The 14,051-nt window shown below is 60.5% G+C and carries 14 protein-coding genes; 2 read left to right on the top strand and 12 right to left on the bottom strand.

The window, feature by feature from the left end; translation table 11 throughout:
• Positions 1-60 precede the first annotated feature (60 nt).
• The 4 genes from H0241_RS11940 to H0241_RS11925 all read right to left on the bottom strand — a co-directional run bounded on the left by H0241_RS11940 (position 61) and on the right by H0241_RS11925 (position 4,394).
• Entirely contained in the window at positions 61-1,092 is a 1,032-nt protein-coding gene (locus H0241_RS11940) for a BMP family lipoprotein (protein WP_181057605.1), read from the bottom strand.
• A 93-nt stretch (positions 1,093-1,185) separates the two neighbouring features.
• Positions 1,186-2,226, bottom strand: a complete 1,041-nt coding sequence (add, locus tag H0241_RS11935; RefSeq protein ID WP_181057604.1) for an adenosine deaminase — start codon at positions 2,224-2,226, stop codon at positions 1,186-1,188.
• Between the two features lie 21 nt (positions 2,227-2,247).
• A complete protein-coding gene (locus H0241_RS11930) occupies positions 2,248-3,306 on the bottom strand; it encodes a PDR/VanB family oxidoreductase (RefSeq protein ID WP_181057603.1) in 1,059 nt (352 codons plus the stop codon).
• A gap of 32 nt (positions 3,307-3,338) precedes the next feature.
• Positions 3,339-4,394: an aromatic ring-hydroxylating oxygenase subunit alpha gene (locus H0241_RS11925; protein ID WP_181057602.1), complete on the bottom strand. Its 1,056-nt coding sequence runs from the start codon at positions 4,392-4,394 to the stop codon at positions 3,339-3,341.
• A gap of 207 nt (positions 4,395-4,601) precedes the next feature.
• On the opposite strand from H0241_RS11925, the gene H0241_RS11920 reads away from it, so the two are divergent.
• The gene (locus H0241_RS11920; protein WP_181057601.1) at positions 4,602-5,474 is read left to right on the top strand and encodes a helix-turn-helix transcriptional regulator; all 873 of its coding nucleotides are present in this window, start codon (positions 4,602-4,604) and stop codon (positions 5,472-5,474) included.
• A 153-nt stretch (positions 5,475-5,627) separates the two neighbouring features.
• Positions 5,628-6,662 carry an adenosine deaminase gene (gene add / locus H0241_RS11915; protein ID WP_181057600.1) on the top strand — a complete coding sequence of 345 codons (1,035 nt, stop codon included), beginning with the start codon at positions 5,628-5,630 and terminating at the stop codon, positions 6,660-6,662.
• Here the strand turns inward: add (H0241_RS11915) and fghA are convergent.
• From fghA to H0241_RS11875, 8 genes are all read right to left on the bottom strand, one after another.
• A complete protein-coding gene (gene fghA, locus H0241_RS11910; protein ID WP_181057599.1) occupies positions 6,619-7,452 on the bottom strand; it encodes an S-formylglutathione hydrolase in 834 nt (277 codons plus the stop codon). The two genes, add (H0241_RS11915) and fghA, sit on opposite strands and share 44 nt — an antisense overlap.
• A 215-nt stretch (positions 7,453-7,667) precedes the next feature.
• Positions 7,668-8,237, bottom strand: coding sequence for an S-(hydroxymethyl)glutathione synthase (gene gfa / locus H0241_RS11905; RefSeq protein ID WP_181057598.1), 570 nt, complete (start codon positions 8,235-8,237; stop codon positions 7,668-7,670).
• A gap of 19 nt (positions 8,238-8,256) precedes the next feature.
• A complete protein-coding gene (locus H0241_RS11900) occupies positions 8,257-8,517 on the bottom strand; it encodes a hypothetical protein (RefSeq protein WP_181057597.1) in 261 nt (86 codons plus the stop codon).
• The gene (locus H0241_RS11895; RefSeq protein ID WP_181057596.1) at positions 8,514-9,641 is read right to left on the bottom strand and encodes an S-(hydroxymethyl)glutathione dehydrogenase/class III alcohol dehydrogenase; all 1,128 of its coding nucleotides are present in this window, start codon (positions 9,639-9,641) and stop codon (positions 8,514-8,516) included. Before H0241_RS11895 ends, H0241_RS11900 begins: the two co-directional genes overlap by 4 nt.
• 62 nt (positions 9,642-9,703) lie before the next feature.
• Entirely contained in the window at positions 9,704-10,354 is a 651-nt protein-coding gene (locus H0241_RS11890) for a glutathione S-transferase family protein (RefSeq protein ID WP_181057595.1), read from the bottom strand.
• 9 nt (positions 10,355-10,363) lie between these two features.
• Complete coding sequence (locus tag H0241_RS11885) at positions 10,364-12,130, bottom strand: Rieske 2Fe-2S domain-containing protein (RefSeq protein ID WP_181057594.1); 1,767 nt, start codon at positions 12,128-12,130, stop codon at positions 10,364-10,366.
• 23 nt (positions 12,131-12,153) lie between these two features.
• A complete protein-coding gene (locus H0241_RS11880) occupies positions 12,154-13,044 on the bottom strand; it encodes an aromatic ring-hydroxylating oxygenase subunit alpha (RefSeq protein ID WP_181057593.1) in 891 nt (296 codons plus the stop codon).
• A 31-nt stretch (positions 13,045-13,075) separates the two neighbouring features.
• Entirely contained in the window at positions 13,076-13,933 is an 858-nt protein-coding gene (locus tag H0241_RS11875; protein WP_181057592.1) for an aromatic ring-hydroxylating oxygenase subunit alpha, read from the bottom strand.
• Positions 13,934-14,051 lie beyond the last annotated feature (118 nt).

The raw sequence follows: 14,051 nt of genomic DNA, 5'->3' as shown, positions 1-14,051 counted from the left end.
ACGGAAGCATCGGCCGCGACGGCCTCAACGGCACGTCGCGGCCGGATGATCTCGGAAGGATCAATGCGCCTTTGGATCCGACACGGCGACCGGCACCTCGAACGTCCCGGCCATGATCTTGGCTTTCAGCGCATCGACATCGGCGCGGACGGTCTCCGGCAGCTTCGCCTCGAGTTCGCCATAGGGCGCCATGGTCGAGCCCCCCTCCTTCATCGAGAACCAGTGCTTGTCCGTGTTGCCGGCATAAGGCTTGCCCTCGGCCGCGTGGGCCCACCAGGCATCGACGACATGTTCGACGTCGGGATCCCACAGCGCGACCGTGCTCGAGAGCACAGTCGACGGCGAGAATGAACGCTGGTCCTGGAAATTGCCGAAGCAAAGGATCTTGGCTTCTTCACACGGCTTGAAGTTGCCGGTCAGCTGGAAGATGAGGTCGGCGCCGGTGGCGATCTGGGCCGAGGTGTATTCGGCTGCCTTGGCTGGATCATACCAGGATTCGATGAAGGCGACGGTTCGCTCGACCTTGGGATTTGCCGCCTTGGCGCCGGCGAAGAAGGCGTTGATCTCGTCATTCACGTCATCCGCCGGGAATGTGCCGACCGCGCCGAGCTTGTTCGACTTGGTCATCTTGCCGGCTATGGTGCCGAGCAGATAGGCCGGCTCGTGCACGCGCTTGTAGATCCAGTACTGGTTGCCGCCGAAGCCGTCATTGCCTGATCCGACGACGACGAACAGGATGTTGGGGAACTCGTCCTTGAGCTTCTTCACCTGGTCCGAATAAGTGCTGTGAGCCCAGATGATGTCGTACTGGCCGCTTTCGGCGAACAGCCGCATCGCGTCTCCGGCATCGTCCCCCCATAACGGGTCGGTGTATTTCCAGGTGATATCGAGGCCATGCGGCTTCTCGGCCTTCACTCGTTCCAGGGCCTGGATCAGCGTGCCGTCCCAGCCACTTTCAATTCCAGCCGACAGGATGACCGCGATGCGAAGCTGGTCGGGTTCGGTGGCCCTGGCCAGTCCTGGACCAATGGTGATGAGAGCGACGACGAGTGCGGACAGCGCCGCCACCCTTCTGACGAAGATCATAAACATAGGATTCTGCCTTTCCCTCTGGGGTCATTTTGGGTTGCATCCCGTTCTTTTTGTTTTGTCTTCCATTCCGCCTCTCCCGGGGCGGCACTGATCTCAGCTGTTCGTGGACGGTTGCTCCGCTCTGGCCAGCAAGCGATCGATCTCCGCCGACCACGAGGCACGCCAGTCGCGCTTGGTTGAATCGTCGAGCCATGCCGCATCGAGCGAATTGAGCGCGAACTCCGCCAGCGTCCTGTTATCGAGCGCCATGGTCTCGGCAAGCAGCCGGTATTCCTTGGCAAGGTCTGTCTGCAGCATCGGCGGATCGTCGGTATCCACCACCAGCTTGAGACCGGCATCGAGCATGGTTCGAATGGGATGGTCGGCGGCGGTCAAATCCCGCCAGTGCGTCAGGATGACCGTCGAACTCGGACAGACGGTAAAGGCGATCCCTTCGTCAATGCACCGCGCGACAAGACCGGCGTCCTCGATGACCCTGTAGCCGTGGTCGATGCGCTCCACCGAGAGCAGGTCGAGCGCGTCGCGCACATTGGCGGCCGGTCCGCCTTCGCCGGCATGCGCGGTCAACCGCATGCCGGCATTCTTTGCCCGGTCATATACCAGCTTGAAAGGCGCTGGCGGGAACGGTTCTTCGTCATAGTCCAGTCCGATGCCGATCACCTTGTCGGAACGGAACGGCAGCACCAGATCGAGAAATTCGAAGGCGCGGTCGATTGTGAGCTCGCGGTTGATGGCCGGGATGAGCCGCGAGACCAGGCCGAAATCGCGCTCGGCATCGTCCATGGCCTTCAGGATGCCGGAGAACATCGTCTGGTAGCTGATGCCTGCATCTTGGTGCACTTGCGGACTGAAGAAGAATTCGACGTAGCGTCCGCCGGCATTGGCGACATGGGCGAGCGCCTCATAGGTGATCAGATGGAAATCGTCCGCGCTGACGACGGACCGGGCGACGAGATCGTATATCTGCAGGAAGTCGACGAGGTTGTCGTAACGGTAGAGTTCCTCCACCTCGCCGAATTTCGGCAATGCGATGCCGTTCTTGCGCGCCAGCTTGAGAAACGTATCGGCCTTCACCGCTCCGGCCAGATGCAGGTGCAATTCGGCCTTGGGTAGCGCCTTTGTGAACTGGTCCATATCCATCGCCGTTTCCATCCTTTACAGATCCAACACCAGCTCATCGCTCAGCGCGCGCGAACAGCATGGCGTGATGCGATCACCGGCCGCATGTTGCTTTTCGGTCAGCACCAGGTCGCGATGATCCGGCACGCCCGAGATCACGCGCGTCACGCAGGTGCCGCAAATGCCCTGCTCGCACGAGACCTGGATCTCGATGCCGTTTTCGCCAAGCACCTCGACGATGCTCCGTCCCGGCGCGACTTCGAAGCTGCGGCCATCGCTGGCGAGGGTCACGCGGAAGGATCGGTCTTTGGCCGCCTGATTTTGCTGGCCGGCATTGGTGAAATACTCACGATGCACTGCGTCCGATGGCCAGTCATTCCTGGCGGCGGCAATCACCGCGTCGAGAAAACCGGCCGGCCCGCAGGCATAGAGATGCGCGCCGGGCCGGCGGTTGGAGAGCAGCGCCACCAGATCCAGCTTCTGCTGCGCCGGCCCGTCATCGAGATGGAACCGCACCTTGTGGGCAAAGGCCGATGCCAGCATCTCGTCGCGAAAGGCCATGCGGGAGCGGCTGCGTGCGCAATAGTGGACCGCAAAGTCGCGCCCAAGCGCCGACAGACGATGCGCCATCGACAGGATCGGCGTGATGCCGATGCCGCCGGCCAGCAGCACCGAGAACGGTGCCTGTTCCTGCAGTTCGAAGGCATTGCGCGGCCGACCGGTTTCGACGGTGTCGCCAGCCTTGAACCTGTCGTGCATATGGGCCGAACCACCGCGTCCATCGGGCTCGCGAAGCACGCCGATACAATAACGGTGGCGTTCAGCCGGATCGTTGCGCAAGGAGTACTGTCGCGTCATGCCGCCAGGTAGGTGGACATCGATATGCGATCCGGCACTGAAGGACGGCAGTTCGCTTCCATCCGCTGCGGCAAGTTCGAACGCCACGATGCCGTCAGCGCATTCCTGCCGGCCAGCGACTCGAAGGCGAAGACGCGCATCAGCCTTGGGCGCCGACAATATCTTGCAGCTTTCCAACAGGCCGACGGTCACACCGGCGGGCTCCTGCTGAAACGCAGATTTGGATCGGACAATCATCCGATGTCTCCAGTTGCGCTGCGCTTCGTTCATCAACTCGCCATCGGCGCGCCGAGGCCAAACCGCTTGACCAGTCCACGGCGATATTCGAGCGACATGCGATCCGATGGCACGTGGATTTCCTCACCGAGATCGAGCGGCAGCTCTTCGGGGCGCTGCTCTTCGACCATGGGCTTGTCCTCGTCATTGATGAGCAGCGCGTCCTTGATCCAGTATTCCTCGTCGGGGTCGCCCGTCGTGTCGGTCATCAGCTGGAAGATGCGCGTCTCGCGCGCCGAGACCGGACACACTGTATCGGCGAAATAGACGACATATTCCGCGCCCTGCGGCGCGATCTTGATGATCGTCGAGAACGGATAGGTGAGCTCGTATGTGTAGACCACGTCGCGCTCGTCACCCTCGACACCATCGTCGAAACGGTTGAACCCCTCGTGATAGGGAAGCTCGAAACGCAGCCCATAGTCGGTCTGCTCGACCTCATATGGCGGGATCGGGTCGGCCGTGCTGCCACCAAAGCTCTTAGTGTGCACCCATGGGAAATGAGCCACGTCATTGAAGTTTTCGACGTGCCGGCTGGCCGCCGCGTACCAGGTGCCGTTTGGCACATAAACCTTTCTGAAGTCAGGGTTTGAGATGCCGTCCCACTCCGGCAACTGCCAGATCGGATCGCTCTTGAGACAGGCCCAGACGATGCCGTAGCGTTCGACGGAAGCATACGTTTCGAGCTTCAGCTTCGGCGGAATTCGGCCTTCCGAATTGGCTATCGAAGGGATCTTCGAGCAGGCGCCGCCATGGCCGAAATGCAAGCCGTGCATCGGGCAGACGATCTGGTCCTCTGCCATCCAGCCGGCGCTGATGCGGGTACCGCGATGCGGGCAGAGGTCACGAGCGACAGTGATGCCGGCCGACGTCTTGTAGATCACCAGGTCGACATCGAGCAGCCTGGCCCTGACAGGTTTGTCGGCAATGTCGTGGATGAAAGCGACGGGATGCCAGAATGAAGCAAGGATATGCCAGTCGCTTGCAGCGAATGTACAGCCGCGCGGCAGGTCGTCCTTGGTCCTGGAATGATCGGCTGGCAGAAACACACGCTTCCTCCTCGAAACAGTCTCGCTGGCTTGTCTGAGCGGAAGCACCACCTCGATCGGACGCTGGGAAGTATCCCGCAGCCGCGGTTTTCGCGGAATGCCTGCCGTGGTGGAAAATATATCTGCAGTTAAGATCGGGTTCGGTCAGCCTTTGAAGCGGCGTTTAGCCGTGTTACAAAGATACCAGGCGGCGAGCAGGATCGAGCCATGCACGCATTCATTGATGGCGGTCGCGGATTCATATTCGGCGAGGCGATATACCCGGCGGGTGGCATCTACGGCCCTCTCAAGGAGCGCTATGTCACCTTGCTGATCATCCACGAGGGCAAGGCCCGCGTTTTCTGTGATGACGACGAGACGGTGATGGGGCCACGCAGCTGTGGTTTCTTCCGCAATGAGCGGCATCTGTTCATCGAATATGCCGAGGGGCGCAATACCCGCGTCAGTTGGTGCGAGGGATATGCCGGCGTTTTGCCGGAAGCCGTGGCGCTGCGCCTGCGTTCGCTGTCGCCTCGCATCCCACTGTCGCAAAGGGTCGAAGCGATGCAACGTCTGGGCGTCGAACTGGGTGCCGGCTCGAGTTCCAATCTCAACATGCTGCGCAACGCGCTCGGCGAGGCCATTTTCCTGGCCTATTTCCACGAAGCGCAGATGTCTGAGCAGGAGCGCCAGACGCCCCGCTCGGTGCTGCGTGCCCGCTTCTACATCGATGAGAACTACGAAAAGGAGATCACGGTCGAAAGACTGGCAGCGCTTGTCGGGGTAACCCCGCAGCACCTCGTCTCGTCCTTTCGCAAGCATATCGGCGTAACGCCGGTGCGCTATCTATGGCAGGTGCGCGCCAACCACGGCCACTCGCTGTTGCTGCAAACCGGCCTCGCCATCTCCGAGATCGCCTATCAATGCGGCTACAAGAACCCGTTTCACTTTTCGCGCCAGATCTCCGAGCAGTTCGGCATGTCGCCCCGCGACGTGCGCGCCAACAAGGGCTATCGCCTGGCCAGCGATATCGCCGAGGGCGCCGCCGACACCGCCTACGGCATGGCCCTGCCGGAGACGAATTCGGTGCTAACCAAGTAAGGGCGGAATCGGCAAGGCCGCCGCCTTCCGAGGTCACCGAGCCCGCGTCAGCCAAGTTCGACCGCAATGCCGGATAGGTTTTCGCGCTGGGTAGATATTTCCCTCTCATGGAAGCGAGTGCTACTTTGATATGTTATCGTTTGGGAGCCGCCAGTGGACCTCCACGCATTCGTTGCTGGCCTGCCAAAGGTCGATCTCCACTGTCACATTGCTGATGCCATTCCTGCTCCGATGTTGTTCGACATCGCCGCGGCAAACGGTATCGCTCTGGCACCGTTCACACCGGAAACAATCTACCGATCGACTGATTTCGAGGACTATCTGGAACGCCTGGCCCTGGTCTGTTCGGTGCTTTCCAAGCAAGCAGATTTTCGACTGGTCCTCTTCGAGGCGCTGCGAAACATGGCAAGCCGCAATATCCGCTACTGCGAACTGTTCTTCAATCCTGACGACCACCCGGTTTCCTATCCGGCCATGCTGGACGCCTATTGCGATGCGATAGATGCCGCCGAGCGTAGTTTCGGCATTCGCGCCAGACTAATCCCCTCGATCAACCGGGCACTCGGTCCCCAACGCGGGCTGGCCATGGTCGAAAACGTCATTCGCAATCGGCATGCGCATGTCGTCGGCATCGGTCTCGACAACAACGAAATGCTCGGCCCACCGCGTCACTATGTCGAGGCATTCAACCTTGCCAGGGCACATGGGCTTCACGTCAGCGCGCATGCCGGCGAGCGCTTCGATCCGGTCGACTTGCGCGACGCGGTCGATTTCCTTGGCATCGAACGCATCGATCACGGCTACTCGGTCGTCGAAGATGCGGAACTCCTTGCTCAACTAAGAGACGCCGGCACACCTTTCACTACTTGTTGGAGTGCCTGCGTACTTGTCCGAGGGGAAGGGTCTGCCATAACCGAAATGTTGAGAGCGGGCTTGAATGTGACTATCAACACCGATGCGCCGGCATCCTTCACAACAGACATCAACAGGGAATATCTGCAGGTGGTAGAAGCGATGAATTTCGGCCCGGCAGAGATTTCCGCAGTCGCCCGGGCGGGTGTTCTGGCTTCTTATCTGCCAGAGAGCGACAAGCGAATCTTGCTAAGCGACTTGGCTGCTTATGCCGCCCAGCCTCAGGATGAGATCATGCAAGATGACGTGAATGCCACTTCAGATGATCTTCCATGAAGGTCGAGATGAAATTGTAGGAGTGGTCGTAACCTTCCTGCATGCGCAGCGCGAGCTCGATGCCGGCCTTCTTGCAGGCCTCGTCGAGCAGCCATGGGCGAAGACCGTCCTGCAGGAAGCCGTCGGCCGTGCCCTGATCAACCAGGAAGGCGTCGAAACGACAACCGTCCTCGATGAGCAAAGTGGCATCGTAGGGGCGCCAGCTCTTCTCGTCTGATCCGAGATATTTCTCTAGCGCAGGCCTCGACCAGCCCGCCGTGCTCGGCTGCGTGATCGGCGCGAAAGCAGAGCAGCTTTTGAAGCGTTCGGGGTTCTTCAGCGCTATGGTCAGCGCGCCATGGCCGCCCATCGAATGGCCGAAGATGGATTGGCGTGACATATCCACGTCAAAATTGGCGGCGACGAGCGCCGGCAATTCAGCGGTGACGTAGGTGTACATGCGGTAATTCCTGGCATAGGGCTCTTGTGTCGCGTCGAGATAAAAGCCGGCGCCGCAGCCGAACTGCCAATTGTCCTTTTCGTCCGGAATATCAGAGCCCCGCGGGCTGGTGTCAGGACAGACAATGACGATCCCCAACTCGGCGGCCACGCGCCGATACTCGCCTTTGTCCATGACATTAGCGTGCGTGCAGGTCAGTCCCGACAGGTACCACAGAACCGGCACCGGGCCGTCCTTGGCCTGAGGCGGCACGAAGACGGCAAAAGTCATATCGCAGGCACAAACCTCGGAAGCATGCGAATAGACGCCTTGGACGCCTCCATGGGATTTGGACGTGGAAACAACTTTCATCAGAACCGCCTTCTCGTCAGACATCTTGGCGCGACATAACTGCCGGCTAACGCGCTCGCAACCTTGGGCCTCGCAAAACTGCACCGGCGACGCGGTCGAGCTGCGCTGGCTCGACTACGCCGCCGGTCTTACGCCAACACTGGGGAGGCACCGAATTTTGGGAACACAGAACCTTCAGCGTGGCGTATGCCTATCATTGATCGGACGGCACAAAATTACGCCGGTAGCGCGCCCGACTTCTTCGCCGTCCAGGTGGCCATGTAGTCCATCAGGCCGGGGTTCAGGCAGTCATAGGGTTCGAGCCCGATCGATTTCAACCGGCCGCGAATGCCGTCCATGCGCTTGGGGTCGACACCGGATTCAATGATCGACGAGACGAAAGCGGTGAAGCCCGGCGGTGACCAGCCGTCTTCCTCGAAGCGCTCGGGATGGATGAAGGACAAGCCCTTGAACGGATGGTCGCGCTCGACCGGCCCGTGCATGTGGACGCCGCAGCCGGTGCAGGCATGGCGCAGGATCGTCGCCGAGGGATCGACCACCTTCAGCTTGTCGCCGTTTTCGGTGACGGTGACATCGCCGGTGCCGGCGACCGCCACGACCGAGAACACCGCGCCGTCAGGCTTCCAGCATTTGGTGCAGCCGCAGGCATGGTTGTGGGCGATCTGACCCTTGACCTTCACTTTGACCGGCTTGGTGGTGCAGGCACAGACCAGCGTGCCGCCGGCAAAGCTGGCGCTTTCCCTGGGCAAGCCATTGTCGATTTTCGGATGCAGTTTCTCAGGCATTTTATTCCTCCCTTTTTTGTCATCTCGAACAGGTCTCGATGACCACCTCATTTTCCATGAAGTGCACCTTGAGCAGACGATGCACTTCGGTCAGGCTCCTCCTTAGAAACGCGCCATGCGCCAGGTAGGCGATCTGGTCCTGCGCCCGATCGATCTCCTCCAGATTGATCGTGACGCGCTTTTCCTCGCGAAAGCTACGCCAAATATCCTCGCCAAAGTTCCGTATTCGATGGATCGTCGACTTCTCAGGGTCGACGAAGCGAATCCGAACTTCCTTCAATAGACCACCACGCTTCGGATCGACTTGCCCTCATGCATGAGATCAAAACCCTTGTTGATGTCTTCCAGCTTCAGCAAATGGGTGATCATCGGGTCGATCTGGATCTTGCCGTCCATGTACCAGTCGACGATTTTCGGCACGTCGGTGCGGCCGCGCGCGCCGCCGAAGGCGGTGCCCATCCAGGTCCGGCCGGTGACCAGCTGGAACGGCCGGGTCGAAATCTCCTGGCCAGCGCCGGCGACGCCGATGACCACAGACTTGCCCCAGCCGCGATGCGAGGCTTCCAGCGCCTGGCGCATCACCTTGGTGTTGCCGGTGCAGTCGAATGTGTAATCGGCGCCGCCGATCTGGTCGGCGCCGCGCTTGGTCATGTTGACGAGGTGCGGGACGATATCGCCGTCGATCTCCTTCGGATTGACGAAATGCGTCATGCCGAAGCGCTCGCCCCAGGCTCGTCTGTCGTTGTTCAAATCGACGCCGATGATCATGTCGGCGCCGGCTAGCTTCAGGCCCTGGATGACGTTCAAGCCAATGCCGCCGAGGCCGAAGACGACGGCGGTGGCGCCTTGCTCGACCTTGGCGGTGTTGATGACGGCGCCGATGCCGGTGGTGACGCCGCAGCCGATGTAGCAGATCTTGTCGAAGGGAGCGTCGGGATTGACTTTGGCCACGGCGATCTCAGGCAAGACCGTGAAGTTGGAGAAGGTCGAGCAGCCCATATAGTGGAAGATCTTGTCCTTGCCGATCGAGAAGCGCGACGAGCCGTCCGGCATCAGGCCTTGGCCCTGCGTGGCGCGGATGGCGGTGCACAGATTGGTTTTCCTGGACAGGCAGGACGGACACTGCCGGCATTCCGGCGTGTAGAGCGGAATGACATGGTCGCCCTTCTTGACCGAGGTGACGCCCTTGCCGACATCGACGACGACGCCGGCGCCTTCATGGCCGAGGATGGCTGGAAACAGACCCTCGGGATCGGCGCCCGACAGGGTGAACTCGTCGGTGTGGCAGATGCCGGTCGCCTTGATCTCGACCAGCACCTCGCCCTCACGCGGTCCGTCGAGGTCGACCTCCATGATCTCCAGCGGCTTTCCGGCGGCGACAGCGACAGCGGCGCGGGTTTTCATACTTTCTTCTCTCCCAAAATCTTCTTTGGCCGAAGCCGTGGCTGCTGCCCTTCGTAGTCAGACTAAGCAGCGATCTTGCCGGGACCCGCCGGGAATACCCCCGACATCACCGTAAACCCCTTGATGCGCTTGACCCTGTCGCACCAGCGCCGGATTGCCGGATAGTCCTGACGCGGAATACCGCCCTCCTCCGACAGGATGATGTAAGGAAAACAGGCGATGTCGGCGATGGTCGGGTGACTGGCTGAACAGATCCAGTTGCGGCCTTGCTGTTCGCCGAACCACAGATGTTCGTCGAGGATACGGAACAGCCGATGCGCGCCGGCACGGGCGGCGTCGATGTCGAAATCGTAGAACAGGCCGTCATGCAGGCGCGCCGCCGACGACGTCGAAGTGATGCCGTCGGCGAAGGCCAGCCATTGGCTGACCTCGCCCAGCAGGGCCGGGTTGTCCAATGGATACCAGCTCCTCGACGGATCATATCTGGCGGCGAGATAGACAAGGATCGCTTGCGCGTCGCGCAAGATCAGACCGTCATCCTCGATGACCGGCAACTGGCCGAGCGGATTGAGCTTCAAAAACCATTCCGACTTGTGCTCACGGCCGGGGTAAAAGTCGACCGGCACGGTCTTGTAGTCGATGCCGAGAAAGCTCATCAGCAGGCGCAATTTGTAGCAATTGCCAGACAGTTCGTAGTCGTAAAGCGTGATCATAATCTGCTCCTAGATGTCCAGCACCAGGCGCGCCGATTTGGCGCGCGAGACACAGGTCATGATCTTGGTTCCGGCCTTCCTCTCGGCATCGTTGAGGTAGACGTCCTGATGGTCCGGTTCGCCCTCGATCACCGTCGCCACGCAAGTGCCGCAGGCGCCTTGCTCGCAAGACGACGGAACATCTATGCCGCTTTCGCGCATGACTTGCATGATCGTCTTGCCGGCCGGCACCTGAAGCGTGACGCAGGAGCGCGCCAGCGCCACCTCGAAGCTCGAACTGTCGTCGATCTTGTTGGTGTTCTTGAAGTATTCGAAATGGACAGCGGTATCTGGCCAGCCTTGATCGGCCGCTATCTTGCGCGCAGCCTCCAGCATTGGTCCGGGACCGCAGATGTAGAGATGCATGCCATTGCGGTAATCGGCGAGAATCTGTCGAAGCTCGGCACCGGTCGCGTCAGGTGAGAGCCCGAGATGCGGCTTCAGCGCATCGCCGAGATATTTCAGCCGATCGGCGAAAGCGAGGTGCTCTTCGCCCTGTGCGAAATAGTGAAGTTCGTGCGTCAGTTCCTGGTTCTTCAATGCCTGGGCCATAGCCAGCAGCGGCGTGATGCCGATGCCGCCGGCGACGAACAGCGTCTTGATCGAATCGCGGCGCAGCGGGAAGTTGTTGCGCGGCTCGGAAATCGCCAGCACGTCGCCCTCGCGCACGGTCTCGTGCATGCATTTCGAGCCACCCTTGGAGTCCCGCTCCAGCTTGACGCCGATGATGAAGCTGTCGGTTTCACCGGGGCCGTTGGTGATCGAATACTGCCTGATCTCGCCGTTGGGCATGTGGACGTCGATATGGGCTCCAGGCTGGAACGTCGGCAGGATGCCCTTGATCGGGCGAAGCTCGAAACCGGCGATTCCATCAGCGGTCTGCCATTTCCTGGCCACGCTGACACGCAGCGCAGCCTTGCGGCCATGCGTGGTCACCTCAGGCATTTCAGCGAGCTCGGCCGACACCCTTTCGTAGACCGGTTCGATGGGGGTGGGCGCAGGCGCACTTGCCGCTTCGCGCTCGACCTCGTCGCGCAGCTTGGAAAGCCGTTCATTGTGATGACGCAGGATCGCGAGGCGCGCGGCTCCTTCGGCCTCCTGATCGAGCACCCCGCGGATCACCGAGCGGTTTGAATCCACTGGCTGCACGAAGAATACGCCGTGCGTCTCGGCACCGCCATCGCGCGAGTGCAGCGCCACGGCAAAATCCTGCGCGGCCTCGACGATGGTTTCCGCGCCCTCGCCTCCGATCGCTGCGTTGGGCTGAAAGCGATAGGCTTTCAGTCTTTCGACGACCTTGTCGGCCGGCGCGTTGACTGGAATTCCACGCAGGGCGAGTAACTTGCCTTCGGCCAGTGCGGCGACATCGGGCACTTCGCCGCGTGGCTCTTCCGAGGACCAGACCAGGCCGTAGCGCTCGATCGCCGGAAAGGTGCGATTGGTGATGGTGCGGGCTGGTGCGTCGGCCGGATGCGCCGGAATATAAGTGCAGCCGGCCGTGCGGTTCGAATAACGCCAGCCGTGATACTGGCATTTCAGCTCACGCCCATCATTGATGCCGATCGAAAGTCTGACGCCGCGATGCAGGCAACGGTTCTCCCAGATGTTGACGTAGCCGTCATCGGCCCGCCACACGGCGAATTCCCGGCCAAGCAACTGGCCATGAAAAACGTGACGGAACTGCAAATCATGGGTAGCGGCAATCGGATGCCACCGGCTTCTGGCTTCTTCCAGCATTCGTCGTCTCCAAAAATGTCTTGTCAGGCCGCGACCGGAATGACGCCGTAGGTGATGCCCTTCTGGCTGAGCCAGCGCCGGTAAGCGATGGCCGACTTGTCGGCGCGGATTGGGGTCTCGGCGCGAGGGTCTAGCGGCAGGCGCTTTGGCACCTGGTTTTCCAGGATCGGCTTGTCCTGGCCGAAGATCGTCTGCTGAAAGCGCTTGATGACCTTGTCTTCATTGTCTTCATCAAGCACGCAAAGCAGCATGTGGGCGCGTACATGCTCCTGGTCGACCGGCTGCAGGAAGACGGCAATGACATCGCGCCGGGCCTCGTCGACCGGGCTCGATTTGTAAAGCACCGAGCAATAAGGATGCGGCACGCGATAGACGTAGTCGACGTCGGCACCACCGTCGGACGCGGTCGAAGCCATCGGCTGGAAGAAGCGGCAGCGCGTGGCCAAGATCTCGTCGCGATCGACGGAGATCTCGACATCATATTCCTTGACTTCGGTGTGCGGCTCGACGCCGAGAATATCGGTGTGCACATAGGGGAAGTGGCCCATGTCGAGAAAGTTCTCGATGGCACGCGGCGCTGAAACGTTAACGCCAAACGTTGCTGCGTTTAGCTTGCGGCGGTCTGGCTCTTCATATTCCGGGATGGGAAACAGCTCGGCCGGTGGCGAGCCGAGAGAGGTCCAGACATAACCGTAGGTGCTTCTTGCCGGGAGTCTGTCGGCGGCTGGAACACGGTCAGGCCCTTGCACATCGGGACGCGAGCGCCAGACGACGGGCTCACCATCCGCATTGAGCGCGAAGCTGAGGCGCTCCTCAAGCAGAACGGTGTCCTGGACGCCGCCGGGAACCGCCTCGGCGATCGCCCCTATCGGATGCCACAGATTGAGGATCACAGGATCCAAGCATTTTGTCATCGTTTTATCCTTTGGATGCCCTCGGACGTCATCAGGCTTGTGCCGGTATCGCGCCATAGGTGACCGCCCGATCACGCAACCAACGCCGATAGGAAACAGACACGGCATCGGCACGGATTGGTGTCTCGGCGCGCGGATCGAGCGGCAGACGCTTGGGGACCTGGTTCTCCAGGATCGGCTTGTCCTGGGCAAAGATCAATTGCATGAAACTGCGCACCGTCGCCGCCTCCATGCCCTCCTTGAGGTAGCAGAGATAGGGATGCGCGACGCAGTTCTCTTCGTCGACCGGCTGCACGAACAGCGTGATGACATCCAGCCTATGCTTCTGGATCGGATTGCTCTTGTAAAGCGCCACCGTGTAGGGCCGGATCACCTTGTAGATGTAGTCGACGATGAACCCTTCCTTTGCGGTCGGAGACGCGATGGGCTGATAGAATTTGCATTCGGTCGCTACCACCTCGTCCTGAGGCGTGATTTCCACCTTGTAGGGGGCCACCTCGGTATGCGGCTCCTCGCCGAGCCAGCCGGTGTGGATGAAGGGGAAATGCCCCATGTCGAGAAAGTTCTCGACGGCGCGAAGGCCCGATACCTTGACCGCGATTGACCCACCATTGACCAGATGCCGATCCGCCTCATTGGCCTCGGGGATGTAGATGATGTCGCGCCAGGGTTTGTCCAGGCAGACCCAGATGAAGCCATAACGCTCAGCGCTTTTCAGCGTGGCGCCCGTATCGCTGCGAACGACTTCGATCTTGTTCGAACGATTGTGAACGGCGAGATCGACCCCAAGCAGGCGTGTCGCAAACGGCGCATCCTGGCTGAGCGATTCCTGGTCAGCGACGATATGCCAGTCGTTCAGAAGCTCCCGGTCGACACAACGGGTTGCCATCGGCATCCCTCCCAACTCGGCTAGCCCTTCACCACGAACCTAGCCCGACGTTTCGATATAACGAAATCACAAGATTGGATACCAATCAACATTTTTTTGTCACTCAAAATCCTTTTTT

Origin of the sequence: Mesorhizobium neociceri, from assembly GCF_013520985.1 — a bacterium.
Taxonomy (GTDB): Bacteria; Pseudomonadota; Alphaproteobacteria; order Rhizobiales; family Rhizobiaceae; genus Mesorhizobium; species Mesorhizobium neociceri.
This window is presented reverse-complemented; position numbering and strand designations above follow the sequence as displayed.